At 62.6% G+C, this 26312-nt stretch carries 22 protein-coding genes and 1 pseudogene; 12 read left to right on the plus strand and 11 right to left on the minus strand.

Features of this window, described 5'->3' with window-relative positions:
* Nucleotides 1-135: 135 nt before the first annotated feature.
* From malG to malE, 3 genes are all read right to left on the minus strand, one after another.
* Nucleotides 136-1026, minus strand: a complete 891-nt coding sequence (gene malG / locus AAIA72_RS10610) for a maltose ABC transporter permease MalG (RefSeq protein ID WP_369600290.1) — start codon at nt 1024-1026, stop codon at nt 136-138.
* Between the two features lie 12 nt (nt 1027-1038).
* Nucleotides 1039-2568, minus strand: coding sequence for a maltose ABC transporter permease MalF (gene malF, locus AAIA72_RS10615; protein WP_369600291.1), 1530 nt, complete (start codon nt 2566-2568; stop codon nt 1039-1041).
* Between the two features lie 111 nt (nt 2569-2679).
* The gene (gene malE / locus AAIA72_RS10620) at nt 2680-3873 is read right to left on the minus strand and encodes a maltose/maltodextrin ABC transporter substrate-binding protein MalE (RefSeq protein ID WP_369600292.1); all 1194 of its coding nucleotides are present in this window, start codon (nt 3871-3873) and stop codon (nt 2680-2682) included.
* Nucleotides 3874-4067: 194 nt separating this feature from the next.
* Here malE and AAIA72_RS10625 point away from each other — a divergent pair, with 194 nt between their 5' ends.
* Nucleotides 4068-6203, plus strand: coding sequence for an alpha-amylase (locus AAIA72_RS10625; protein ID WP_369600293.1), 2136 nt, complete (start codon nt 4068-4070; stop codon nt 6201-6203).
* A gap of 39 nt (nt 6204-6242) precedes the next feature.
* Here the strand turns inward: AAIA72_RS10625 and AAIA72_RS10630 are convergent, their stop codons facing one another.
* From AAIA72_RS10630 to AAIA72_RS10645, 4 genes are all read right to left on the minus strand, one after another.
* Entirely contained in the window at nt 6243-6836 is a 594-nt protein-coding gene (locus tag AAIA72_RS10630; protein WP_369600294.1) for a thermonuclease family protein, read from the minus strand.
* Between the two features lie 25 nt (nt 6837-6861).
* The gene (locus AAIA72_RS10635; RefSeq protein ID WP_369600295.1) at nt 6862-7098 is read right to left on the minus strand and encodes a thioredoxin family protein; all 237 of its coding nucleotides are present in this window, start codon (nt 7096-7098) and stop codon (nt 6862-6864) included.
* A gap of 10 nt (nt 7099-7108) precedes the next feature.
* Nucleotides 7109-8146 carry a permease gene (locus AAIA72_RS10640; RefSeq protein ID WP_369600296.1) on the minus strand — a complete coding sequence of 346 codons (1038 nt, stop codon included), beginning with the start codon at nt 8144-8146 and terminating at the stop codon, nt 7109-7111.
* A gap of 67 nt (nt 8147-8213) precedes the next feature.
* Nucleotides 8214-8744: a sigma-70 family RNA polymerase sigma factor gene (locus tag AAIA72_RS10645; RefSeq protein ID WP_369600297.1), complete on the minus strand. Its 531-nt coding sequence runs from the start codon at nt 8742-8744 to the stop codon at nt 8214-8216.
* 177 nt (nt 8745-8921) lie between these two features.
* Between AAIA72_RS10645 and AAIA72_RS10650 the strand changes: the two genes are divergently transcribed.
* From AAIA72_RS10650 to AAIA72_RS10675, 6 genes are all read left to right on the plus strand, one after another.
* Nucleotides 8922-9629: a tRNA-uridine aminocarboxypropyltransferase gene (locus AAIA72_RS10650; RefSeq protein WP_369600298.1), complete on the plus strand. Its 708-nt coding sequence runs from the start codon at nt 8922-8924 to the stop codon at nt 9627-9629.
* Nucleotides 9630-9732: 103 nt separating this feature from the next.
* Nucleotides 9733-10527, plus strand: a complete 795-nt coding sequence (gene modA, locus AAIA72_RS10655; protein WP_369600299.1) for a molybdate ABC transporter substrate-binding protein — start codon at nt 9733-9735, stop codon at nt 10525-10527.
* Nucleotides 10524-11207, plus strand: a complete 684-nt coding sequence (gene modB / locus AAIA72_RS10660; protein ID WP_369600300.1) for a molybdate ABC transporter permease subunit — start codon at nt 10524-10526, stop codon at nt 11205-11207. The genes modA and modB overlap by 4 nt, the downstream gene beginning before the upstream one ends.
* Nucleotides 11207-12268: a molybdenum ABC transporter ATP-binding protein gene (gene modC / locus AAIA72_RS10665; protein WP_369600301.1), complete on the plus strand. Its 1062-nt coding sequence runs from the start codon at nt 11207-11209 to the stop codon at nt 12266-12268. Before modB ends, modC begins: the two co-directional genes overlap by 1 nt.
* Before the next feature lie 122 nt (nt 12269-12390).
* Nucleotides 12391-12675 (plus strand): pyrimidine/purine nucleoside phosphorylase, encoded by a 285-nt coding sequence (locus tag AAIA72_RS10670; protein ID WP_369600302.1) that lies wholly within the window; start codon nt 12391-12393, stop codon nt 12673-12675.
* A gap of 74 nt (nt 12676-12749) precedes the next feature.
* Nucleotides 12750-13148 (plus strand): hypothetical protein, encoded by a 399-nt coding sequence (locus AAIA72_RS10675; RefSeq protein ID WP_369600303.1) that lies wholly within the window; start codon nt 12750-12752, stop codon nt 13146-13148.
* Between the two features lie 26 nt (nt 13149-13174).
* Here AAIA72_RS10675 and AAIA72_RS10680 read toward each other — a convergent pair whose 3' ends face one another.
* The 3 genes and pseudogenes from AAIA72_RS10680 to edd all read right to left on the minus strand — a co-directional run bounded on the left by AAIA72_RS10680 (nt 13175) and on the right by edd (nt 16813).
* On the minus strand, nt 13175-14038 hold the full coding sequence (locus AAIA72_RS10680; protein WP_369600304.1) for an aldo/keto reductase family oxidoreductase: 864 nt from the start codon (nt 14036-14038) through the stop codon (nt 13175-13177).
* A pseudogene (gene glk / locus AAIA72_RS10685) lies at nt 14035-14996 on the minus strand (glucokinase). The gene AAIA72_RS10680 and the pseudogene glk overlap by 4 nt, the downstream one beginning before the upstream one ends.
* Complete coding sequence (gene edd / locus AAIA72_RS10690) at nt 14993-16813, minus strand: phosphogluconate dehydratase (RefSeq protein WP_369600305.1); 1821 nt, start codon at nt 16811-16813, stop codon at nt 14993-14995. The pseudogene glk and the gene edd overlap by 4 nt, the downstream one beginning before the upstream one ends.
* Nucleotides 16814-16954: 141 nt before the next feature.
* Between edd and gap the strand changes: the two genes are divergently transcribed.
* On the plus strand, nt 16955-17956 hold the full coding sequence (gene gap / locus AAIA72_RS10695) for a type I glyceraldehyde-3-phosphate dehydrogenase (RefSeq protein ID WP_369600306.1): 1002 nt from the start codon (nt 16955-16957) through the stop codon (nt 17954-17956).
* Nucleotides 17957-17965: 9 nt separating this feature from the next.
* The gene (gene pyk, locus AAIA72_RS10700; RefSeq protein ID WP_369600307.1) at nt 17966-19402 is read left to right on the plus strand and encodes a pyruvate kinase; all 1437 of its coding nucleotides are present in this window, start codon (nt 17966-17968) and stop codon (nt 19400-19402) included.
* 209 nt (nt 19403-19611) lie between these two features.
* On the opposite strand, the gene AAIA72_RS10705 is transcribed toward pyk, so the two are convergent.
* A complete protein-coding gene (locus AAIA72_RS10705; RefSeq protein ID WP_369600308.1) occupies nt 19612-20781 on the minus strand; it encodes an ISNCY family transposase in 1170 nt (389 codons plus the stop codon).
* A gap of 196 nt (nt 20782-20977) precedes the next feature.
* Here AAIA72_RS10705 and AAIA72_RS10710 point away from each other — a divergent pair, with 196 nt between their 5' ends.
* The 3 genes from AAIA72_RS10710 (at nt 20978) to AAIA72_RS10720 (ending at nt 26283) form a co-directional block, all read left to right on the plus strand.
* A complete protein-coding gene (locus AAIA72_RS10710; RefSeq protein ID WP_369600309.1) occupies nt 20978-25213 on the plus strand; it encodes an EAL domain-containing protein in 4236 nt (1411 codons plus the stop codon).
* A 101-nt stretch (nt 25214-25314) separates the two neighbouring features.
* Nucleotides 25315-25653, plus strand: a complete 339-nt coding sequence (locus AAIA72_RS10715; RefSeq protein WP_369600310.1) for a DUF5335 family protein — start codon at nt 25315-25317, stop codon at nt 25651-25653.
* A gap of 27 nt (nt 25654-25680) precedes the next feature.
* Nucleotides 25681-26283 carry an RNA polymerase sigma factor gene (locus AAIA72_RS10720; protein ID WP_369600311.1) on the plus strand — a complete coding sequence of 201 codons (603 nt, stop codon included), beginning with the start codon at nt 25681-25683 and terminating at the stop codon, nt 26281-26283.
* Nucleotides 26284-26312: the final 29 nt, after the last annotated feature.

Raw genomic sequence — 26312 nt, forward strand, 5'->3', positions numbered from 1 at the left:
TCAGGGCGCGCTGACGGGACGCCATTCAACTCTCGGGAGTGCGGCCCGGTACACATAAAAAGGCCCGCTCGGTCAGAGCGGGCAGCGCACAACTCACACAAAAGGAAGACGAACGAAACGTGCGCAGAAACCGTTTCAGCCTTTCACACCTCCGGCCGTCAGTCCGCCGATGATCCACTTCTGGCAGTACAGGAACATGAGCGTGATGGGCAGCCCGGACAAGACCGCCGCCGCGGCAAAGTCCCCCCACAGATAGTTCTGCTCGTACAGATACTGCTGTGCGCCCACCGCCAGGGTCAGCTTGTCCACGTCCAGCAACAGGGTGGACGCCACCGGGTACTCCATGATGTTCATGATGAAGGCGAGAATGAAGACCACCGCCAGAATGGGCACCGAAAGCGGCAGCAGGATGTAGCGGAAGGCCTGCCAGGTGGTAGCCCCGTCCACGATTGCCGCCTCTTCGAGAGACCGGTCAATGGATTCGAAGTAGCCCTTGATGGTCCAGATGTGCATGGCCATGCCGCCGAGGGACGCGAGAATGACGGCGCCGTGGGTATTCAGCCCCAGCCAGCTCACATGCTTGCCGATCTCGTCAAAGAGCGCGTAGATGGCCACCAGCGAAAGAACCGGCGGAAACATCTGGAAGATCATCATGCTCTTGAGCACCGAATCCTTGAAGCGGAAGCGCAGCCGGGCGAAGGCATAGGCGCTGGTGGTGGAGAGCAACAGGATGAGCACCGAGGAAATGACGGCAATCTTCACCGAATTCCACAGCCAGAGCAGCACCGGAAACGGCGGCTTGAGGACCGTGCCATCCGGCAGGGTGTACTCGTACCCCAGCGCCAGCGCCCAGTGTTCCAGCGACGGATGTTCGGGCAGCAGGCTGCCGGTGGCGAAGTTTCCGGTACGGAAGGAAATGGAGATCACCATCAGCAGCGGAAACAGGATCAGCGCGATGAAGGCCAGCAGGCCGGCGTGGGTTGCCCACACCCGGTAACGCACTGACTTGGGTTGAACCATGGCCATGAGTCGTTCTCCTTACACCTTCACCTTGGTCAGTTTCAGATTCAGCCAGGACAGGCCGCCCACGATCAGGAAGATCACCGTGGCAATCGCCGCCGCCAGACCGAAGTTCTGCCCGGAATCCTGGAAGGCAATCCGGTACGTGTAGCTGACCAGCAGATCGGTGGTCCCGGCCGGTGTGCTGGCACCGATGATGTCCGGTGCGCCGCCGGTCAGCAGGGCAATCAGCACAAAGTTGTTGAAGTTGAAGGCAAAGCTGGCGATCAGCAACGGCATCAGCGGGCGGATGATCAGCGGCAGGGTGATGCGCCACAGGTTGTCCAGCGGCGTGGCCCCGTCGATGGCGGAAGCCTCATAGAGATCACGCGGAATGGACTGCAGCAGCCCCATGCACAGCAGCATCATGTAGGGAAAGCCCAGCCAGGTGTTGACGATCAGGATCATGGTCCGGGCCAGGGCCGGATCGCTGAACCAGTCCGGGCGGATGCCAAAGAGTTTTTCCAGAATGAGGTTGATCTCACCAAAGTTCTGGTTGAAAAGCCCCTTGAACACCAGGATGGAAATGAATGCCGGGACGGCATAGGGCAGGATCAGCATCATCCGGTAGAAGGCCTTGCCGGTCATCTGATCCCATTGCAGAATGTTCGCCAGCACCAGCCCCAGCGCCAGTGTGAACACCACGCTCAGGAAGGCAAAGCTGACGGTCCAGAGAAAGATCTGGGTGAAGGGCTCGCGGATGGACGGGTCGGTCAGCACCCGGGCATAGTTCGCCCAGCCGATGGTCACGGTCCAGCCCGGCGTCACGTACTCGCCGTTCGCCTTCTGATAAAAGCCTTCCTCATGATTCGGCACCAGAATCTCGCCGGTCTCGTTGTTGCGCAGCCGCTCACCCTCCAGCTCCGTGTACAGGGGCTGCAATGCGGCAAAGTGACGCAGGCCCGCCATTCTCAGTGCCTTGTCGTCCGGCAGGTGCACCTCCACCTGCGCCAGTGCCTTCTTCCGGGCAATGACATCCTTGAGCTTCAGCGGGCGGCCCGGCTTGAGGCTCGGCTCATCCACCGTCATGGCCCGTACCACGCGGACACCCGCGGGCCGCTCACCGGCCTTCTCCTGATCCAGCACCACCGGTTCGGTCCGGTAGGCGATACCCTCTGCGGACACCAGCTCCAGCACCCAGCCCCCGGGCGCCTCCCAGGCCGTGAAATTGTAGCGGCTGCCCGGCTGCTGAAAGGTCTGGGCAAGAAAGTACTGCTTGACCCGGTCAAAGGTCAGCAGGTGTGCGGCCGAGTAGTTCGTGAATCCGATGCCGACCGTATAGACCAGCGGAAAGACCACAAACACCACCATGCCCGCCACGCTCGGAAAGATGTAACGGTGCGCGTATGAGCCGGGGGAACTGAAGACATACAGGGCGGCAGACGTGACCACCAGAAACAGGATGGCAAAGGCAAACTGCTGCTGGGCGTACAACGCCAGGGTCAGGTACAGGCACAGGGCAAACAGAGTGCCCACTACCGCCCACTTCACGTAGGTTCGATTGATCATGCGTCCGGATTCTGTATCAGCTGAAGACAGGGCGTGACTCATCATCGTTATAGCCCCTTTTGACGGTCGGTGACAACCGGGGTGGACCAGCCACCCCGCTCAGTGCCGGGATCAGCGCGTGATCCGCTTCGCTGCCATGTCCAGAGCGCTCTTCACATCCTGGCGACCGGACGTGATGTTCTGCAGCGCCGGCCCCATGGACGACCAGAACTTGCCCATTTCCGGAATGTTCGGCATGGGCTCGCCCAGCTTCGCATTCTCGAACGTGGCCTTGATGGCGGGATCCGCTTCCAGCGTCTTCATGAAGGACTTGATGGCCACCGCACCCAGAGGCACGTTGTCATTGACCATCTTCAGGCCCTTGTCGGAGAGCATGTAGTTCTCGATGAACTCCACGGCCAGATCCTTGTTCGGACTGGCGGCATTGAGCGTCGCGGCCAGCACGCCCACGAACGGCTTGCCCGGCCCCTGACTGATGGCCGGAATCGGCGCCACACCGAAATTGATGCCGCTCTTCTTCAGGTTGGACCAGGACCAGGGACCATTGATCATCATGGCCACCTCACCCTTGTTGAAGCGCGAATCCATCACGCCGTAATCCGCACCCCGCGGCATCACCCCGTCATCAATGAGCTGCTTGATCAGGGTCGCGGCACGGATACCGCCTTCATTGTTCACCCCCGTATCCTTCACGTCGTAACCGCCGTCCGGCAGCTTTCTGAACGGATACGCGCCCTCGCCGGCAAACAGCGGCCAGGAGAAGTAGGTGTTGTTGTAATCCCAGAGAATGGCCTTCTTGCCCTGTTCCGACAGCGCCTTGTCCAGCGCCACCACCTCATCGAACGTCTTCGGCGGCGTCTTCACCAGGTCCTTGTTGTAGATCAGCCCCACCGCTTCCACCGCGATCGGATAGCCGTAAACCTTGCCGTTCCAGGTCACCGCATCCCAGGTGAAGTCATAGGTGGCGGCCCTGATCCGGTCCGAGGGATGCAGCGGTGCGATCAGACCGCTCTTGGCCCACTCGCCAAACCGGTCATGGGCCCAGATGAAGATGTCCGGCCCGTTGCCGGTGGCGGCCGCCTGCTGAAACTTGTCGGTGACATTGTCCGGATGGGCCACCTCCACGGGGATGCCGGTTTCCTTTTCAAACCAGTTGCCCACTTCCTGCAGGCCATCATAGCCCTTGTCACCGTTGATCCAGATGACCAGTTTCCCTTCCTCAATGCCTGCCTGCGCCGTACCGGCCAGACCCGCGGTCAGTGCCGCCGCAGCCAGAGTGGTGGTCAGAGTCTTCCACGTTGCCATGGGTCGTTACCTCACGTTGTTGTCCGGTTATTGTTGTTGCCCTGTACCGATAGTCGCCGATTGGCGCAAGTCTGTCGTCCTCCCTCATTTCATTCCCCAAGGCGTACCGGGGGGCGTATCTGCGCCCCCCATTTCCGCCTGTTGCACACCGCACAAATCTGCAAAGATACCCGGCACAATCCATTACAATACCCATGTCAGCGGGAGAGAACCATGCAGAGCCTGCCCACCGAACCCTCCTGGCCAGCACCCTGGCCGCCCTGATCAGCGCCTGTGCCAGCACACCCGTGGGCCAGACCGAGGCCGGCGGTATCCGGATCAGCGGCACGGAACCCGGCGAAGTGCTGCGCCCGGTGAAAACCGACGCGCCCCTGCGCAAGGCAGAGATCATCCTGGATGAAGGCGAGTATATCCTGACGCTGGGCAACCCCACCGGCGAGGCCACACCCGCCCAATGGTTCCGCAAGCTGCCGCTGGCCGACGACAACAGCGGGCGCTTCCGCCTGAACGTGGAGGCACCGGCACAGTTTCTCATCGTGGTGAACGACGCGGAACACAGCCTGCGCATCGTTCGCAAGAGCCTGCCCCGGCAGGTGGAACAGGCCGCCGCCAACGCGGCCGCCCAACCCAAGGGCCCCTGTACCCCCGACCTCACCCCTCAGACCATCACGGTAGGCGAGGTGTTTCAGGACGGTGAAGTGATCCGCGATGCCCTCAGCGGTCAGACCGCCCGAGTGGAAAACGGCCGGATTACCCTGACCCCGGCGGCAGACAGTGAAGGGCTGATGCTCCTGGAAGCGGCCGAGCGTCGTCCGGCCCCCTTCCGCTGGGACAATGCCACCGTCTACTTTGCCCTCACCGACCGGTTCCACAACGGCAATCCGGACAATGACCGCAGCTACGGCCGCCAGCCCGACGGCAAGGACGAGATCGGCACCTTCCATGGCGGCGACTTCGCCGGCCTCACCGCAAAGCTGGACTACCTCAGGGCACTGGGTGTCAATGCCCTGTGGATCTCGCCGCCCTTCGAACAGATGCATGGCTGGGTGGGGGGTGGCAGCCGCGGGGATTTCCAGCACTACGCCTATCACGGCTATTACATCATGGACTTCACCCGCCTGGACGCCAACTTCGGCACCGAAGCGGAGCTGCGCACCCTGGTGCAGGAAGCTCACAAGCGCGGCATCCGCATTCTGCTGGATGTGGTCATGAACCACCCGGGCTATGCCACCCTGCAGGACATGCAGGACTACGGTTTTGGCGGTCTGTTCGACGGCTTTGAACGCTATCTGCCGCCCCGGTGGGGCGACTGGCGGCCCTCCGCGGGAGAGAACTTCCACAGCTACCACGCCATGATCAACTACGACCACCCCGGCTGGTCCAGATGGTGGGGCAAGGACTGGGTGCGCGCCGGCATCTACGACTACGAGCGCCCGCCCAGCGTCAACGCTGACCCGGTCAGGGGCTCGCTGGCCTACCTGCCGGACTTCAGGACCGAGTCCACCCGGCCCGTGGGTATCCCCGCCTTCCTGCGCAACAAGCCGGATACCCGCGCCAGGGATCTGCCCGATGCCACGGTCAGGGATTACCTGATCACCTGGCTGACGGACTGGGTCCGCGAGTACGGCATTGACGGCTTCCGCGTGGACACCGCCAAGCATGTGGAACTGCCCGCCTGGCAGGCCCTGAAGACCGCCGCACAGCAGGCACTGGATGACTACCGCCGGGCGCACCCGGAAGACACCTTCAGCCAGGCTCCGTTCTGGATGGTGGGCGAGGTCTTCCCCCACGGTGTCCAGCGGGACACCTATTTTGAAAACGGCTTCGACGCACTCATCAACTTCGACTTCCAGCGCGGCCCGGCCAAGTCCGGCGCCGAGTGCCTCAGCCGGCTCGAAGACACCTGGAACAACTGGTCACGCCGTCTGCGGGAAGACCGCTTCAACGTGATGAGCTACATCTCCAGCCATGACACGGAACTGTTCACCCGGCTCACCGGCGGTGATCCGACCCTGCAGAAACGCGTGGCCGCCGCCCTGCTGCTCACACCGGGTGCCGTGCAGATCTATTACGGCGACGAAAGCGCCCGCCAGCGTGGCCCGTCTGGCTCCGATCCCTCCCAGGGCACCCGCTCGGACATGAACTGGGCCGATCTGGAGAAGCCGGCGTACCAGGCCCTGCTGCGCTACTGGCAGACCGTGGGCCAGTTCCGCCAGCGCCACCCGGCCGTGGGCGCCGGCGAACAGCGTGTCCTGGCCCGTGAGCCCTGGACGGTCAGCCGCACCCTGGGGGATGACCGCATCATCATTGTGGCGGCTCAGAAGCCCTGAATCCGGCGGGAGCCCATCCGGGGGCTCCCGCCCGACAGCCTACTCAGCTGCCGCTTCATCCCCATCTCCCTTGCCCGCCTTCCGCGCATCCCGCTGCGCCTTGCGCCACGCCCAGGGCGCCTGGCGCTGGGACTCGGGCAGTGACCACAATCCCAGCCCCGCCTTGCGTGCCGCGGCTTCCAGTTCCGGCAGCGACTCGTCCAGCAGGTACTTGCGGTAAACCCAGGCATGGCCATTACGCACCATGTCCGCATTGACCCAGTCGCCGCCCACGTAGAGATCCGCCACCAGCCGCCCATAGCGGTCCACGTCCACCTGTTCCACCTGCACGAACTTGCCAAAGACCCGGTCAGCCAGGGCCTGCCTGGCCTTCTGCCCCCAGGGCTGGCCCTTTTCCGGCGCATCAATCTGGGACAGCCGGATTCGGTACTGCACCTTGCCCCGCTTGCAGGGCGTCCTGCCGTCATGGCAGTGGCGCTCGGCCACCACCTTCACCGTATCACCATCGGACACCCCCACCACCTTGGCGGTGAAGGTGCAGGCCCAGGCATAGGGCACCCCCGTCAACAACAAGAGGATCAGAACCGCCTTGCCAGTCTTCCGGTGCCTCGCATATGTGGTCGGCAATCTCATTTTTTCTCCTTGCTACCGCGTCAGATCAGCTCTGCAGCCAATCTACTATCTTTTCCCGCGTTGGCAAGCCGCCGGCGTGCATGACCTTCCCGTCCACCACCACCGCCGGCGTGCTCATCACGCCATAACGGACAATCTCTGCGACATCCTCCACCTTGTCCACCGTGAGCTCCAGCCCCAGCTCCCGGGCGACCTCCTCAACCAATGCCTTGGTGGTCTGACATTTTGCACAGCCGGTTCCCAATACCTTGATCACTTTCATGCCGATTTCCTCACAATACCGCGTTGAACACAAAGCCCACCAGCAGGATGCCGCAGGCCACTATGGATGCGAATGTCACGATCAGGCGCATCTTCAGCACCTTGCGCAGGATCACCATCTCCGGAAAGGACAGGGCAATCACGCTCATCATGAATGCGAGCACCGTCCCGAGCGCTGCGCCCTTGGCCAGCAGGGCCTGGACGATGGGAATGATGCCCGCGGCGTTGGTATACATGGGCACGCCCATGATGACCGCCAGCGGGACCGACCACCAGGCGGACTTGCCCATCACGGACGCCATGAAGTCCTGAGGCACATAGCCGTGAATCAGGGCCCCGACGGCAATCCCGCCCACCACGTAGGGCCAGACCCGGCCCACGATGTCCTGCACGCTCTTCAGGCCGGCGTCAATGCGCTCGGAGAGCGGGATGCGGCCATCCGGGGCGGTCACCTGAACGTGAGGGATCTCGCGCACCCAATCCTCCAGGCCATCCTCCATGTTGAGGCGCCCGATGATCCAGCCACAGACGATGGCCACTGCCAGCCCGAGCCCCAGATAGAGCAGTGCCACCTGCCAGCCGAAGAGTCCGAACAGGAGCGTGAGGGCCACTTCGTTCACCATGGGTGCCGCAATCAGAAAGGAGAAGGTCACGCCCAGCGGCACCCCCGCCTGGACGAACCCCATGAACAGGGGCACGGCAGAACAGGAGCAGAACGGGGTGACAATACCCAGACAGGCCGCCAGCACATTCCCCACCCCCTCACGCCGGCCGGCAAGCAGGGCGCGTGTGCGTTCAGGCGTGAAACTGCTGTTGATCATGCCCATCACGAACACGACACCGGTCAGCAGCAACAGGACCTTGGGCGTGTCGTAGAAGAAGAATTGCAGGGCACCGCCCAGATGACTGTCCGCCGCCATGGGCAGCATCCGCACCAGCCACTCGGAAAACGGAATCAGGGCCTGCCAGGCCGTCCACCAGAACGCCACGAACAGGGCGATGAACCACCGCGGATGACTTTCAGACCAGTTACGCAAGGTTGCGAGCATGTTGCCTCTCCTGTCATGTCTCTCACACAGAAGACGCAGCAACGCTCAAAAGGATTCGGATTTTTTGCTATGGGTTGGCAGAAGCCTGATGACAGCAGACCTGCCCGGTGTCCTCATCAAAGTTCACCTGGCAGTTGCGGATCAACGCATCCCGCAAACGCTGACGCGCCCGCAGCAAGCGGCTCTTGGCGGCAGACAGCCCGAGTCCCCGCGCTTCGGCGTAGGCCCGCACCGTCTGACCCTCCAGATCACAGGCTTGCAGGATGGCCCGGTCTTCTTCCGGCAGGCACGGCAGATTGCGCAGGATGCAGGCATCCAGTTCGTCCACGGGTGCACGCCCGGACCCGGGCGCTTCAACGGACTCCGCCACGGCCAGGTCTGCGACCGGCTTCTGGCGACGAACATGATCCACCAGGGTCGTGCGCGCCACCTGATACAGCCAGGCCCGGGGATTGTCCAGTTCACAGAAGGCCTGCCCCTGACGCATGGCCTTCAGAAAGACGTCCTGCAACACATCTTCTGCATGAAATCCTTCGCGAAGCTGGCTGATCAGATAACGCCGCAGCTCGTGCTCATGTTCTGCCCAGGCACGTGTCACACATTCAAAAGGCCCTGTCCGACCCTCGCTCATACGTCCCCCAGTAACGGACTGGCTACCGGGTTCCACTATACCTTGCACAGCAAGGATGTCACCTTGTTGTGAAAAAGCGTCATGGCCCCATGCGGCGCGCACGGCAAGCTGGCAATACCCTTCGCCTGACACTAAAATGCGCCCATGCCGCACACCAACGCCATTCTGGCGCTGCGCCGTGAACAACTGGCCCGCGCCACCAAGCCCTTCCGTGCCCGGGGCAGCCGGGTCGTCCGCTGCGAGGCCTGCCTGTTGCCCGAGGCGGATTGCATCTGTACCGTCCGGCCGGCGGTCACCTGCCGCAGTGCCTTCTGTTTTCTGGTCTATCCGGGCGAAGCCTTCAAACCCAGCAACAGTGGCCGGCTGATTGCCGATATCGCGCCCGATAACCATGCCTTTCTCTGGCAACGCACCGCCTGCGACCCGCGGCTGCAGGCCTTGCTTGAGGATGAACGTTATGCGCCCATGGTGGTGTTTCCCCATGACTACGCTGCCCCCGAACGCTGCATTCACCACCCGGAGGAAGCGCTTGCGGGCCAGCCGGAGCGGATCCCGCTGTTCGTGATGCTGGAAGGCACCTGGCGTGAGGCCCGCAAGATGTTCCGCAGCCCGTGGCTGGCCTCTCTGCCGGTTCTGGGTCTGAAGCCTGAAGCGGCATCCCGTTACCTGATGCGGGATGCGGCCCACCCGCATCAGTTGTGCACCGCAGAGGTCGGCATCGAACTGCTGAAACTGGCCGGGGAGCCCGACGCGGCGCAGGCCCTGGCGGACTACTTCGAGCGGTTCTGCGCGCACTATGCTGTCATCAAGCCTCATCTGCATCACAAGACGAGAGGTCAGACACCCGGCTAGCCGGGCAGATTCAGAAAATCTGTCCGGCTTGATCCGGCGCATTCAGTTCCGGCACGCCTCATGGTAAGTTAACCTTCCGAATGCTGTTCCGAGGAGTCGCCTGTTGCCGTATCTTCCCCTCACATCCGAGCGGATACCGCCCACACTGCGGGTGGACGCGTTGTCACGGCTGCTCGTCCTCGTCGCTCTGCTGGCCGGTCTGCTGCCGGTTGCGGCCGCGGCGTCCACAGTGAATATCGCCGTGGCCAGTAACTTCCGCAGCACCATGGAAGACCTGGTGGATACGTACCGGCAACACTCCGGCCAGACGCTCCGCCCCGCCTACGGCTCCACGGGCAAGCTGTATGCACAGATCCGCCACGGCGCGCCCTTTGCGGCCCTGTTTGCCGCCGATACGGAAACGCCGGCCCGCCTCGTGCGCGAAGGACACGCCCTGCCGGACACGCAGTTCATCTATGCCCGGGGGAGACTGGTGCTCTGGAGTCCGCAGCCGGGACTGGTGGATGGGGAAGGCCGGGTGCTTCAGCAGGGCGGGTTCCGCCGTCTGGCCATCGCCAATCCGAAACTGGCGCCCTATGGCCGGGCGGCAGAGGACGTGATGCAGGCCCTGGGTGTCTGGCAGGTGCTGCAGCCCCGACTGGTACGGGGTGAGAATGTGGGGCAGGCCTTCCAGTATGTCGCCAGTGGTGCCGCGGAGCTGGGTTTTGTCGCCGCCTCCCAGCTGGATCGGGGCAAACCTGCGGGCAGCGTCTGGTATCCGCCTCCGTCCCTCTACACCCCCATTCTGCAGTCGGCGGTGATGCTGCAGGAATCGCCGCAAGTCCGCGCCTTCTTCCGGTTCGTCCGGAGCGAGGCCGGCCGGGCCATCATCCGGCAGCACGGGTACGATACGCCATGACCCCCGAAGCTCAGGATCTTGCCGCACTCTGGCTGACGCTGAAACTGGCAGGTGTGACCACCCTGACTCTGCTGGTGCTCGGCACGCCCCTGGCCTGGTGGCTGGCCCGCTCCAATGCGCGCTGGAAGGTGATGGTGGATGCCATCGTGGCCCTGCCGCTGGTACTGCCCCCAACCGTGCTGGGCTTCTACCTGCTGGTGGCACTGGGACCGGAGGGGCCGCTCGGCCGGCTCGTCACCGGATTTGGCGGGCAGGCGCCGGTGTTTTCCTTCACCGGCCTGGTGATCGGCTCGGTCATCTATTCACTGCCCTTTGTGGTGCAGCCCCTGCGCGATGCCTTTGCGGCCATCGGTTCGCTGCCCCTGGAAGTGGCGGCCACGCTCCGCGCCAGTCCGCTGGACCGGTTTCTCACGGTGGCCTTGCCGCTCGCCCGCTCCGGCTTTCTGACCGCTGCCGTCCTGGGCTTCGCGCATACCCTGGGTGAGTTTGGCGTGGTGCTGATGATCGGCGGCAATATCCCCGGTCAGACGCAAGTACTGTCCATTGCCATCTACGAGCATGTGGAAGCACTGGAGTACGGACGCGCACATGTGCTGGCCGGCGGCCTGCTGGCGCTGTCGTTCCTGATGCTGCTGGCGGTCTATGGGTTCAACCGGCGTTTCTCGGCAGTGAGGGCCTGATGGACATTCGTTTCCGCCTCTCCCGCCCCGGTTTCGCCATGGACGTGGACCTGCAGTTGCCGGATACCGGCGTCACAGCCCTCTTCGGCCCATCCGGCTGCGGCAAGACGACCTTTCTGCGTGTCGTGGCCGGACTGGAGCGCCTGCCGGATGCCCGTGTCCGGGTCGCAGGCGAAACCTGGCAATCCGGGGACACCTGGTGCCCGACACACCGGCGCCCACTGGGCTATGTCTTCCAGCAGCCGGGGCTGTTCGAGCACCTCAGCGTGCGGCAAAATCTTCTCTATGGCGCGCGCCGGGTCAGGACGCCGATGCCGGCACAAGCACAGGACCATGTCATTGATCTGCTCGGGCTGTCCCCCTTGCTGGACCGCTCTCCCGGCGGGCTGTCCGGTGGCGAGCAGCAGCGCGTGGCCATTGCCCGGGCGCTGTTCACCCAGCCCCGGCTGCTGTTGCTGGACGAACCCCTGGCGGCGCTGGACGAAGTCCGCAAGCAGGACATACTCGGCTATCTGACCCGCATTCGCCGCGAGCTGGACATCCCCATGCTGTTTGTCTCCCACTCGAGGGATGAAGTCGCCCGCCTGGCGGACTATCTGGTGCTGCTGGATCAGGGCCGGGTGACTGCCCATGGCCCGGCCACCGACCTGTTCAGCCGGCTGGATGTGTCACTGGCCCGGCAGCCGGATACCGGCGTCGTGCTGGATACGCGGGTGGCTGACCATGATGCCCGGTATGATCTGACGACCCTGACCTTCCCCGGCGGCAGCCTGCTCGTCCCCGGCAGTCCGGGTGCGCCGGGGACCGACGTGCGTGTTCAGGTCCGGGCCCGCGACGTCAGTCTCAGCCTGGACCCGCCCGGCCGCACCAGCATCCTCAACGTCCTGCCGGTCACCATCGATACCCTGGCGGACGCCGGCCCGGCTCAGGTGCTGGTCCGGGTCAATGCCGGCCCGACCCTCTTGCTGGCACGGTTGTCCCGCAAGTCGGTCGAAACCCTCAGTCTCCGCCCCGGCCAGCGTGCCTTCGCCCAGGTAAAAGCCGTTGCCGTGCTGGCCTGAACCCGGGCGTCCCCGCATGCTGCCATGTCACCAGACAGGTGCCGCGTCACAAAAGACGGGCAGACGGATGCGCAAACGACCCCACAGGATTTACAATGGCGCTTTCAATCAGGAGAAATCTCATGCTCAAGGTCAACGAATACTTTGACGGCAAGGTCAAGTCCATCGCATTTCAGACTGCCGATCTGCCAGCCACCGTCGGCGTGATGGCCCCCGGCGAATACACCTTTTCCACCTCCAGCACCGAATACATGACCGTCGTCAGCGGTGCGCTGACTGTCCGGCTCCCCGGTTCCGGAGACTGGCAAACCTTCCGGGACGGTGACACCTTCACGGTACCTGCCGGGGCGAGCTTCGATCTTCGGGTCGAGTGTGATACGGCCTACCTCTGCCGCTACGAGGGCTGACATTACCGTAACAGGACAACCGGCACTTTCCGGACTAGACTGAAGGACATCCCCGGAAAACGGAGTCAACGGTCATGCTTTCGCTGAGTGAAAAAACCCCGGTACGCCTGGTGCAGATTTCCCTGCCCTTTTCCGTCGCCCAGTTGCTGCTGGGCGGCCTGAACTGGCCCAACCTCTGGCTGATTGCGGTCTTCACGCTCAGTGTCTATGTGCTGGCGCGGCTCTATACCCTGCTGGAAGTGATCACGCTCACCTCACTGACGGATACCACCGAATTCCGGCAACTGCTGGGGGTGGCGGCGGTGCTGTTCATCGGCATCGCCACCTTCACCTGGTCCTGGCTGTTCGGCACCTACTTCGCGTTTGTCGTCGCCGTGTACCTCATCTCGCCCTACGACCGGGACTGGCTCGCCGGACGGATGCAGATGGTGGTGTATGACAACAAGGTGGAATACCGCCGGGTCGATGCCTGAATACCCGGCGGCCAGCCGGTCACCCGTCAGGGCACCCGCTGTCCGCGCGCCGCTTCAAGCAGGGCAAACCACTGTGCCCGGTCCAGGCTGAGTCGTTCCACATCCCGGCAGGCGGCCAGCCGGCCGGCACTGCAGGATCCCACCACCGGTACCGGCGAGCCCGGAATGCGCCGGATCCAGGCCAGCGCCACGGCTTCAGGCGAGACGCCATGATTGGCCGCAATCCTGCCCATCAGCGCCCGCAGCCGGTCATTCCAGCGACCGCCTGACAGGGGCGACCAGGCCAGCACCCGAAGACCATCACGCAGATGCGCCTCCAGCGTACCGTCCGTCAGCCAGTCATTGGCCGTCAGCGACAGCTCCACCTGATTGCACACCAGCGGTACCGCCAGATTGGCCTGCAGCCAGCGCCATTGTTCCGGCAGGAAGTTGGACACCCCCACCGCCTTCACCTTGCCCTGAGCCACCAGATCCTCCAGTGCCCGGGCGGTTTCCTCCGCCGGCATGAGCGGATCGGGACGGTGGATGAGGAACAGATCAATCCGCTCCAGCCCCAGTCGCCGCAGGGACTGCTCGGCCTGGCGCATCAGGTAGGCGCGCGTGGTGTCGTAGTGCTTGACGGAAAACACCGAGGTATCCGCGTCGGCAGTCACGATATCTGCCTTGGTGATCACCTGAATCCGGTCGCGCAGCGCCGGGGCCTGCCGGATGGCATCACCGAACAGGCGCTCACAGATTCCGGCACCGTAAATGTCCGCGTGGTCGAAGACGTGATAGCCACGGCTGACCTGATCCTCAATCCAGCGCGCCAGGGCACGCGGGTCGGACAACTCGTCATAGTCGGGCAGTCGCATCATGCCGAGGATGAAAGGGACATCAGACAGATTCATAAGACCTCCGGGTTTCGCAGTGCTTCCGCCGCACCCTTGAGGCCGGCCAGTACGTCAGTGACCACCCATACGGGCGTATTTTCCATCAGGTGCCGCATGCGGCCCTTGCGCTCGAACGCGGCACGGAACGGGCTGGCCCGCAGGAACTCCACAAAGCGGGGCAGGATGCCGCCACACAGATAGACCCCGCCCCAGGCACCCAGTGTCAGTACATTGTCACCGGCCACGCGCCCGAGAATCTCGCAAAAATGATTCAGTACCCTGGCGGCAAAGGGATCGCCGGCCAGTGCCGAGCCGGTCACATCCGCCGCCGTGATGTCCGGCTCCGGCCTGCCTTCCAGCGCGCAATGGGCCTTGTACAGGTTCACCAGCCCGTCACCACAGAGAATGCGCTCCACGGATACCCGGCCAAAGCGCCCCCCAGCCACTCGCGGATACGAAGCTCTTCCTCGTTGATCGCGCCGAATTCGATATGCCCGCCTTCGGTGGCCAGCGGAATCCAGTTTTCAATGGCCGGCACCAGCGCCGAGACACCCAGCCCGGTACCCGGTCCGATGACCAGCCGCACGCCCTTGCCACCCACCTCCGGCCCGCCTATGCGCCTGAGATGCTCGTCATGCACATGGAGCATGCCCAGCGCCATGGCGGTGAAGTCGTTGACGATCTTGAAGGTCTCCAGACCGAGCTTGTCCTGCATGACATCCCGGTCGAAACACCAGTGATTGTTGGTCATGCGGATCACCTGTCCGTTCACCGGGCAGGCGAAGGCCAGACAGGCCTCACGGACGGTTGCCCCGTACCGGCCCAGATAATCCGCGACAGCCGCATCCAGATTGTCATAGTCCCGGCAGGCCAGAATCTCCACATGCTGAAGCTCCACCTGCCCCGGCGTCACCAGTGCAAAGCGGGCGTTGGTGCCGCCGATGTCGCCGACCAACGCCCAGGTTTCCTGTGTCATGTTTCATCACTCCAGATGGATACCGCACCCTCTTCCGGTGTCGTCACGCGTGCCCGGGCCCAGGCAAAGAGTTCACGCCCGTACCCCAGATGCTGGGCCGTCAGATCCCGTCGCGCCGGCTCCCGCGCGGCCAGCGTGTCCGCCTCCACCAGCACATCCAGGCGGCCGGTCCGGGCATCCAGCCGTACCGGATCTCCGTCACGCACCCGTGCCAGCGGGCCGCCGTCCAGGGCCTCGGGATAGACGTGGATGGCGGCCGGCACCTTGCCCGACGCTCCGGACATGCGCCCGTCGGTGACCAGCGCCACCCGGTAGCCCTTGTCCTGCAACACACCCAGATAGGGCGTGAGCTTGTGCAATTCCGGCATGCCGATGGCCCGGGGGCCCTGAAAACGCACGATCACCACACAATCCTGATCCAGTTCACCGGCCTGAAAGGCTGCCGCCATGTCATCCTGAGAGTCGAACACCCGGGCCGGTGCTTCCACCACCCAGTGCGCCTCATCCACCGCCGATACCTTGATGACACCCCGGCCCAGCGAACCCTCCACCACGCGCAGCCCGCCATCCGCGGCAAAGGGCCGCGTGACCGGGCGCAACACACTGTCGTCACCGGACGCTTCCGGTGCAGGCTGCCAGACCAGCTTGTCACCTTCAAGTACGGGGGATTGGGTATAGCCGGACAGCCCGGTACCCGCCACCGTCATCACATCCTCATGGAGGAAGCCGCCGGAGAGCAGTTCGCGGATCAGGAAGGCCGTTCCCCCGGCGGCATGGAAATGATTGATGTCCGCCTGCCCGTTGGGATAGATGCGCGTCAGCGACGGCACCACCGCCGAGAGATCGGCAAAATCATCCCAGTTCAGCACGATGCCTGCCGCCCGGGCAATGGCCACCCAGTGCATGGTATGGTTGGTGGACCCACCGGTGGCCAGCAGCGCCACCAGCGCATTGACCAGGCTCTTCTCGTTGACCATCTCCGCCAGGGAGGCTTTTCCTCCGTTGGGCGCCGAAAGCCGGATGGCCTGATGGGTGGCCTCCCGCGTCAGCGCATCACGCAGTGCCGTGCCCGGGGGAATGAAGGCCGCACCCGGCAGGTGCAGACCCATGACTTCCACCAGCATCTGGTTGCTGTTGGCAGTGCCGTAAAAGGTACAGGTACCGGGGCTGTGGTAGCTCTGACTTTCCGCCTCCAGCAGGGCAGCCTTGTCCACCTTGCCTTCTGCGTACAGCTGACGGATGCGCACCTTCTCCTTGTTGGGCAGTCCGGACGGCATGGGGCCGGCCGGCACCAGGATGGCCGGCAGGTAACCGAAACTCAGCGCGCCCATGAGCAGGCCCGGTACGATCTTGTCACAGATGCCCAGCAGCAGAACCGCATCGAACATTTGGTGACTGAGGGCGATGGCGGTGCTCATGGCGATCACATCGCGACTGAACAGGCTCATGTCCATGCCCGGCTGCCCCTGGGTCACGCCATCACACATGGCCGGCGTTCCCCCGGCCACCTGCGCCGTACACCCCATTTCCCGCGCAGCGGCCTTGATCACCTCGGGAAAGCGGCCGTAGGGCTGATGGGCGGAGAGCATGTCATTGTAGGCCGTCACGATTCCCACGTTGGCCTGATTCATGAATTTCAGCACCCCCTTGTCTTCCTGACCACAGGCCGCAAATCCATGAGCGAGGTTGCCGCATGACAGCACCCGTCGCTCGGGTGCCTGTGCCTTCAGCGCCTTCATGCGCGCCAGATAGGCCGCGCGACTTGAGGCACTGCGCTCGGCAATACGTTGGGTCACCTGATCAACAATGGGGTGCATAGGCGGTCTCTCTCTTCAGATTGAAATCATTCTAAGTGTAATTTTACAAGATAAATTGATCCAAATCACGTGACAGTCTGGATTTTGATCAGTTAATGTTGTTATTATTACTACATCATAACACCAACGGGGAGCCTGACCATGACCATCAAAGTAGCCATCAACGGTTTCGGACGCATCGGACGCAATGTTCTGCGCGCCCTGTATGAAAACAACTACCGCGACCGCATTCAGGTGGTGGCCATCAACGACCTGGGCGATGCCCGTACCAACGCACACCTGCTCAAGTATGACACCGTCCACGGCCGCTTCAATGCCGAGGTGACACATGACGCGGAGTCCATCACCGTCAACGGGGATCGCATCGCCGTCACGGCCATCCGCAATCCGGCAGACCTGCCCTGGGCCGCCCTGGGTGTGGATGTCGTCTATGAGTGCACCGGACTGTTCACCTCCCGCGACAAGGCGGCTGCGCACCTGAGCGCCGGCGCGAAGAAGGTGATCATCTCCGCACCCGGCACCGACGTGGATGCCACGGTGGTTTACGGCGTCAACCACCAGGTGCTGACCGCAGACCACCAGATCATTTCCAACGCCTCCTGCACCACCAACTGCCTGGCCCCGGTGGTCAAGCCCCTGCACGAGGCACTGGGCATCGAATCCGGCCTGATGACCACCATTCACAGCTACACCAATGACCAGGTTCTGACGGATGTGTTCCACAAGGATCTGTTCCGTGCCCGCTCTGCCACCCAGTCCATGATTCCCACCAAGACCGGCGCCGCGGCCGCCATCGGCCTGGTGATTCCGGAACTGAATGGCAAACTGGACGGCATGGCCGTGCGCGTCCCCACCATCAATGTCTCACTGGTGGACCTGAGCTTCGTGGCCGGCCGTGAAACCAGCGTGGAGGAAGTCAACGCCATCATCCGTCAGGCAGCGGAGAAGTCTCCGGTTCTGGCCTACAATGATGAAAAGCTGGTGTCCGTGGACTTCAACCATACAGCCGTGTCCTCCACCTTTGACGCCAACCACACCAAGGTGAAGGGTCGCCACGTGAAGGTCATGGCCTGGTATGACAACGAGTGGGGCTTCTCCAACCGGATGCTGGACAACACACTGGCGCTGATGAACGCCAGATAAGGGGTTTGCATGCTGCGCAGAACCAAGATCGTCGCCACCCTCGGGCCGGCCACCAGCAGTCCCGAGCGCCTGGAAGCCGCCATCGCCGCCGGCGTGGACGTTGTCCGCGTCAACTTTTCCCACGGCCAGGCGGAAGACCACACCCGGACCGTGGAGCTGGTCCGCGAGGTGGCCGGACGCCTGGGCAAGTACGTGGCCGTGCTGGCGGATCTGCAAGGCCCCAAGCTGCGCATCGGGCGCTTTGTGGACAACAAGGTCCTGCTCCAGCCGGGCCAGCGCTTTGTGCTCGACGCCGGATTGGACGCGGATGCGGGCGACGAGGACCGGGTCAGCATCGACTACAAGCAGCTTCCCGAGGACGTCAGACCGGGCGACATCCTGCTTCTGGACGATGGCCGGATTGAAATGCAGGTGGAGCAGGTGGCCGGCCAGCAGATTGTCTGCCGGGTACTGATCGGCGGCGTGCTGTCCAACAACAAGGGCCTCAACCGCAAGGGGGGCGGCCTCTCCGCAGCGGCCCTGACGGACAAGGACATTGCCGACATCCGGGTGGCTGCCCGGATGGGAGTGGATTATGTGGCCGTCTCCTTCGTGCGCTCTGCCCACGACATCCGGGTGGCACGAGACCTGGTCCGAAAGGCCGGCTCCGATGCCCACATCATGGCCAAGATCGAGCGCGCCGAGCTGGTCCAGAACCCGGACGAACTGGATGACGTGATCCGCGCGGCCGATGCCGTCATGGTGGCGCGGGGGGATCTGGCCGTGGAAATCGGCGATGCGGAACTGGTGGCCGTGCAGAAGCACATCATCCGCCGCGCCCGCGCGCTCAACCGCAGCGTGATAACCGCCACCCAGATGATGGAATCCATGATCCACAACCCCATGCCGACCCGGGCCGAAGTCTCGGACGTGGCCAATGCGGTGTTCGACTACACGGATGCGGTCATGCTGAGCGCCGAGTCCGCCGTCGGCGACTACCCCGTGGAAGCGGTGCAGGCCATGGCACGCATCTGCGAAGGCTCGGAAAAGCACCCCTCCATGCATCAATCCAGACACCGGATTCATGAGGATATCGAAGGCATCGAGGAAACCATCGCCCTGTCCGTCATGTACGCGGCCAATCACCTCAGGGGTGTGCGGGCGGTCATCTGCCTGACGGAAAGCGGTGCCACGCCCCTGCTGGCTTCGCGCATCAAATCATCCGTACCGATCTTTGCCTTCTCGCGGCATTTCCGTACCCGCTGCCGGACGGCCCTCTACCGGGGCGTCTATGCCATCCCGTTCGAGCTCGGGGATGATGACAATGACACCGTCATCAGCCGCGCCATCGAGGCACTGAAGGCCCGCCAAGTCCTGTCCATCGGCGACCTGGTGGCCGTAACCAAGGGCGATTACAGCCACGCCGAAGGCGGCACCAACACACTGAAGATCATCAAGGTATTCTGAACGACCCAGGCAACACTTCTCCTCTTCACACTTGCTCACTGACCGTGAGTTTCGCAGGCCGGCGGAGTCCCCTCCGCCCCTGCCCTTTTCTCACCCGCCCGCCGCTTTGCACCTTCCGACTCATCCGCTCAAAAGCCGGCAATGTTAGCAACAAATAGAACTGTCCGGTTTTGTAGCACATAAACTGTCCGCTTTGGGTCCACTGATGATCAGACTTGGCAGCGGACGTTGGCCGGTGCCTGATCAATAGGTTCGAGGGGGTCGAAGGGCAGGCCTTCTGGGGTGTAACTGGCCAGTCTTCTGGGGCCGTGGAAGATCGCCAGGGAGCGATCAGGATAACGGTGTACCCGAACCTTGGCCTTGACGTAATGGCGCCGATAGCGGTCGGCAGGGATCTGCAGCTTGAGTCCCTCGAACGAGACGCAGTTGTCCTTGTTCACGGTGCGTTCGTACTGCTCACACAGGATGTCGTCCAGTCCAGGGCCGATGAAAGGCACGAAGGCGCTGCCCTCGACGGCGGGTTTGACGCAGAACTCCCGGTTGAAGGCCGGCAGGTAGTGCTCCCGAAGGTAGCGGTTGGCCGCCGCCATGGTGGTAATGCCCTGGGCTGCAAGTTCCTTGGGCAGGCGTCCCTGATGGGTGGCGAACTGGCGCTCACAGCGGCCCCGGGCCTCGGGGGAATAGGCGGGGATCATCTCGACCCCGAGCTGGGCCATGGCCCTGCCGAACTGGGTGAGGTTGGACTTGTCGACCTTGCCGCCGGCCTTGGGGGTGTGCCAGTAGTGACTGCCCCGGTCGGTATAGAGGCTCGAGGGAAGGCCGTGATCGGTGATGACCTCTCGCATGGCCTGGAAGCTCGAAGCCGTGCCTTCCTCCTCGACGAAGAACATGGAGTAGTGCTCAGAGGTGGCGTCATCGAAGGTGATGATCAGATCCCAGTGGTGGCCGGGAACCCATTCGTGGGTGGAGCCATCCTGGTGGAGCATCATGCCGACCATGGGCGCCCGCTCGCGGCGTCGACGATGCTTACCCCGAGCCGGTGCCTTCTTGACCAGGCCTGCCTTCTGCAAGGTGTTCCGTACCCAGGTATAGCTGCGTGTGCCGCCGTGACGGTCGCGGTAGAAGCTGTAGAAGTGTTTGATGTTCCAGCCGTCGTAGCGCTCCTTGTAGAGCGCCTCGAGGCGTAGAACCTCATCCACCGGGGCCTTGCGGTGGGAAACCTGACTCAGGCGCTTGTCGATCAGGCCGTCGAGGCCCTCCTCCTCGTAGCGGTCGATATAGCGCCGGAAGGTCCGCTCACAGACCCCCAGCAGCCGCGCCGCCTCTTCCTGGGTCAGCCGTTTCTCGGTCCATCCCGTATAGGCTTCTTCGAATCGCATTTTCCGGATCTCCTGTAGCAGTTCTGTCCGTCTCATGGCTCACCTCCTTGGTGATCATGAAACCGGACAAATCACGTGCTACAAGTCCGGACAGTTTATTTGCTCCCAACACGCTCAAAAGCCGGCAATTTACAAACGTCAGCACCCGGGCTACATTGACAGACAGGACACTTCCGATGCAGGAGACGCGGGTTTCATGGCAGATCAGACAGCGACGCCAGACACACAGGATGCGATGTATGTGGCTGGCATTGGCGCCTCTGCCGGGGGACTGGAAGCCCTGCGTCCGCTGGTTGCCGCACTGGAACCCACCGGTCGCGCCTGCTACATCGTTGCCCAGCACATGGCCCCCGATCACCGCAGCCTGCTGATTGATCTGCTGGCACGGGAAGCCAGGCTGCCGGTGGTGCAGGCCAGGAACAACGCCAGAATTCAGCCGGACATGATCTATGTCGCGCCGGCCGGCAAGGACATTCTGGTCAGCAAGAACGTTATCCGCATCCGCAAGCCCCGCAAGCCGCTGGGGGCCAAGCCATCCGTGGATCTGCTCCTGACCAGCCTGGCCGAAAGTCATGGCGCCCGGGCCATCGGGGTCGTCCTGTCCGGAACCGGCAGTGACGGAACCCTGGGCATCAAGGCCATCCGCGAAGCGGGGGGTATCACGCTCGCCCAGTCACTGGATACGGCCAAATATGTGTCCATGCCCCAGTCCGCCATGCGTGACGGTGCCGCAGACTGTGCACTGCCTCCCGAAGCCATTGCCAGGCGCATTCAGGAACACGCACTCAACACGAACAGTTCCACCATCCGGATTGAAGCCGGGAACGACGACATCAGCCTCCCCAAGCTGATTCGCCGGATCGCCCGTCATACCGGTATCGACTTCTCGGCCTACAAGGAAGGTACGATTGAAAGGCAGCTTTCACGGCGTATCGCAGCCAAGGGACTGCCCTCCCTTGAGGCATACTGGGCATGGCTGGATGAACATCCCGATGAGCTGAGTGATCTGGCATCCAGCTTCCTGATCTGCGTGACCGCCTTTTTCAGGGATCCCAAGGCTTACGAAGCCATCAAGCCGGTTCTGCGCGCACACCTGCTGACCAAGCCGCCCGGCAGTGACATTCGCATCTGGGTGCCTGCCTGCGCCACGGGCGAAGAAGCCTACAGCCTCGCCATTCTGCTCGAGGAAATTCTGGGCGATCAGGTTCATCGACATGATATCCGTATTTTTGCCACGGATGTGCACGAAGAAGCACTCAAGACAGCACGACTCGGCCGCTATCCCGAACTGGCGGTCGAAGGGCTCAGCCATGAACTGATCGAAAAGTATTTTCAGCCTGACGAAGGCATGTATCGGGTCGGCGAGCGCCTGCGCAAACGGGTGCTGTTCTCTCGCCACGATGTGATCCAGAATCCTCCTTTCCTGCGTCTGGATCTGATCAGCTGCCGCAACCTGCTGATCTATTTCCGGCCTGAATTGCAGGAAGCCGTGCTCGACACCTTTCACTATGCGCTGAACGGGCGCGGTATCCTGTGGCTGGGCTCCTCCGAAACCGTTCATGAAAACAGCCGCTTATGGGTGGAGGTGGATCGGGCACACCGTATTTATCAGAGACGCGAAGGGGCTCAGACACGCCCCCACAGCAGCTTCAGGCTGCCCGGACTGTTTCGCAATGCCAAGGCACGCGGAACACTGCCTGCCGAACCGCATCCTCTGGAAACACTCGGATCCGAACTGTTGATGAATGACTACGTGCCGCCCGCCATTCTCATGAGTCAGGATGGCGGAATTCTCAGGCTGTTCGGTGACTGCTCGCCCTTTGTCCGGCTGCCAAGGGGCAAGGCCGAACTGGATCTGTTCAACCTCATCATTCCGGAATTTCGCGGCGATCTGCGTGCAGGGGTCCACATCGTGCTGCGACGCGACACCATCTACCGGGGCAGCCCCGTTCAGATCAGTACAGATCACGAAGATCGCCGCTTCCGGCTCGTGATCCGCCAGCCCGAAGCGCTCAAGATTCAGGCGGAAGACGTGGTCCTGGTGATATTCGAACCGGTCTCCGCGAGTACACCGCCGTCCAGGCCCGTCCACCCGGACGATCCGGCCGTGCGCGAACACATCCGGGAACTGGAGGAAGAGCTGGCCGTCACCCGTGACCGGATGCAGACCGTCATCGAAGAACTGGAGACTTCCAACGAGGAGCTCAAGGCGCTCAACGAGGAAACCCAGGCCACCGGCGAAGAGCTGCTGGCCAGCAATGCGGAGCTGGAAGCGGCCAATGAGGAACTGCAGGCGGCGAACGAGGAGCTCAACACCCTCAACGAGGAGCTGCGGCATACCAATGAGGCCCTGACGGCAGCCAACGAAGACCTGCGCAACATCCTGGATTCACTGCAAAAGGCTCTGGTGGTGCTGGATGCCAACCTGCTCGTGCGCAGGTTCAATGAAGAAGCGAAAGACTTCTTTGACTTGACCGAACAGTCCAAGGGCATCAGCCTGCTGAACATCAGGACACGCTACAGTATGACCGGTCTTGCCGAAAAGCTGCATGCGGTCCTGGAAACCGGAACCCATGAGGAGGTTCAGTTCTCTGCGCCGGACCGGCACTACCGTGCAAGGCTGACGCCCTACATGCGTGATGACCAAACGGGCACAACCTGCATATCGGGCGTGCTCCTCTCCATCCAGGATATTACTGCCGAGTACGAGCAGCAGCAGCGCGATCGCCTTCATGCCTCGGTGTTCGAGCACGCGGCCGAGGGTATTCTCATCACCGATGAGCATAACCGCATTCTGGCTGCCAACCCGGCCTTTCAGCTCATCAGCGGATATACGGAAGCCGAGTTGCTGGGCCGGACCCCGGCCATTTTCCGCTCACCAAATCATGACCAGCATTTTTTCCGGGCGCTGTGGCAGGAACTTCTGAAGAACGGAAGCTGGTCCGGAGAGATGGAAAACCGCCGCAAGGACGGCACCCGTTACTGGGTCTACCTGAGCATCGCCATGCTTCGGGACGAGCATGGCAAGGCCTCTCGTTTCATCGCCGTGTTCAATGACATCACCGAATTCAAGCAGGCCAAGGATGTCATTGAGTATCAGGCCAACTACGACAGTCTCACCGGTCTGCCGAACCGCAACCTGGTGATTGATCGTCTGCGTGAAGCCCTCAAGCGTCTGAAACGCACCCAGACCGGCCTCTGTCTGATGTTTCTGGATCTGGACAATTTCAAGGACATCAATGATTCCCTGGGTCACGACACGGGTGACCGTTTGCTGCAAGTGGTGGCCGAGCGCATCCGCAAGACGTTGCGCGAGACGGACACCGTCGGCAGACTCGGAGGAGACGAGTTCCTCATCATTCTGCCGGATATCCGGTATCCTGAAGATGCCGCCCAGACGGCCACCACACTGCTGGAGCGTCTCAGCGAACCGGTGCAGATCAACGACCTGCAGATCGCCACGGCTGCAAGCATCGGCCTCACCCTGGCCCCTGCGGACGGGCGTTCGGCAGAACAGTTGATGCGCAACGCGGACAGTGCTCTGTATGCCGCCAAGGATCAGGGGCGCAACCGGTACAGCTTCTTCACCCAGGATCAGCAGGAAGAAGCCATACAGCGCCAGTGGTTGCGCAGCGAGCTGGCCCACGCGCTGGACCGGGGCGAACTGCATGTGCACTATCAGCCCATCGTCAGCCTGGCCAGCGGTGAAATTGTCGGTGCCGAAGCACTCATGCGCTGGAAACACCCGTCCCGGGGCAGCATTTCTCCGGCAACCTTCATTCCCATTGCCGAGCACAGCGGGCTGATCAACAGCCTCTCCCTGTGGATGGCGCGAACCGCCGTGCGGGACATGGCCACCCTCAACGAAAAACTCAACCGGCACCTGTATGTCTCCGTCAACCTCTCCGTCAACGAACTGCTCATGGCTTCCCATGTGGACGACCTGATCCGGTGCCTGAATACCGCAGGCATGCTGGATGCCGGATTGGTCAGCCTGGAGCTGACAGAGAATCTGGCCATGGAGAAGAACAGCGAGCAACGCCATAATCTGCTGCGCCTGAAGGAAGCCGGTTGCCGGATTGCCCTGGACGACTTCGGCACCGGCTATTCCTCTCTGAGCTACCTGAAAAACCTGCCCATTGATGTGATCAAGGTGGACCGGAGCTTTACCCGCGACCTGATGGAAGATCCGGAGGATGCGTCCATGGTCAATGCCATCTGCGATCTGGCCCGCAGCTTCGGGATGCAGATCATTGTCGAGGGCGTGGAAACGGCAGATCAGCTGACCTTCTTCCGGCACCGGACGGACTGCCTGATCCAAGGCTACTTCTTTGCCCGCCCCCTGCCCCTTGCGGAGTTTGAACGTTTCGTCACCAACGAGGCGGCCTGCATGGCGCGCCTGCTGCAGCACCTGCAGGCCACCAGTCTCTGAGCGCGGGTTTGCCCCGGCAACGGGTTGATTTCCCCACAGCTCACCCCATGTATGGAAGCAGAGGTCATCCGATTACGGATTGCCGGACAAGGAGGACAACCATGAAAGATCGCATTCTCAACCGTGACGAGTACAAGCAATGGCTGGAACACGTTTCCGCAACCATTGAAAACGAACAGGCCGAAGTGGAAGTGGCGGGTCTCGGACTGGGCGACCAGATTGTTGCCGAATGGGTACCCGTCACCGGTCTCAGCTACGACCCGAAAGATGATGTAGTCACCGTCACGCTCAAGGACTACGAACACCTGATCCGCAACCCCAAACGTCTTGTGGCGACGGCGGAAGGCGCCGACCTGGTGTCCCTGCTGGTCGAGGACGGTGAGGGTACCGAGCATATTGTCCGCTTCCGGGAGCCGCTGGCATTGCCACCGGCAGCCTGAGCCACTCACTGATCAAGGAGGTGTACCATGACCACCCGTAACTGGCACGACATCATCCGCGACGAAACCGGCTTCAGGGACTTCGTCAACACCCATCTGGACGTACTGCGCGAACGCATCCGTCACGAGCTGAACTGGCATGTGGGCAGCGGCAACCTGGAAGACGGGGAACTGAGCGTGGATGAGGTGCTGGATGAACTCTACATCCGGGCCTGGGCAGACCGCCGGCGCAAACCGGCAGACATGGCGCCGCTGGCCTGGCTCACGGGGCTGATGACGCGGGTGGTCTGGGATCTGGTACGCCAGCGTCAGGCCAGCCGCAACAGCGAATCCCTGGAGCAGGTCATTCCCGATGACTCATTCATTTATGATGACGAGGAGTCCTTCTGGGAATGGTACCAGCCGGATGACGTGGAGAAGCTGGAAGACGAACTGGCCGCCGACCAGCCTTCGGTCGAAGATGTGGCCGCTGCCCTGGAGCAGAGGAGCCTGCCGGCACCGGCGCGCCTTGCCCTGGCCCTGCACGACCTGTATGCCCTGGCCCTGCGTGACGTGGCCGCCACCATGCGCCGGGAACTGCGCGAGACCTGGCAGCTGGTCCGCGAGGCCCGCCGGACACTGGGCATCTGAACCTTTGCAACCTGCAAAAAAACCGCCGG

The sequence above is a fragment of the Thermohahella caldifontis genome, from assembly GCF_041153465.1.
GTDB lineage: Bacteria > Pseudomonadota > Gammaproteobacteria > Pseudomonadales > Oleiphilaceae > Thermohahella > Thermohahella caldifontis.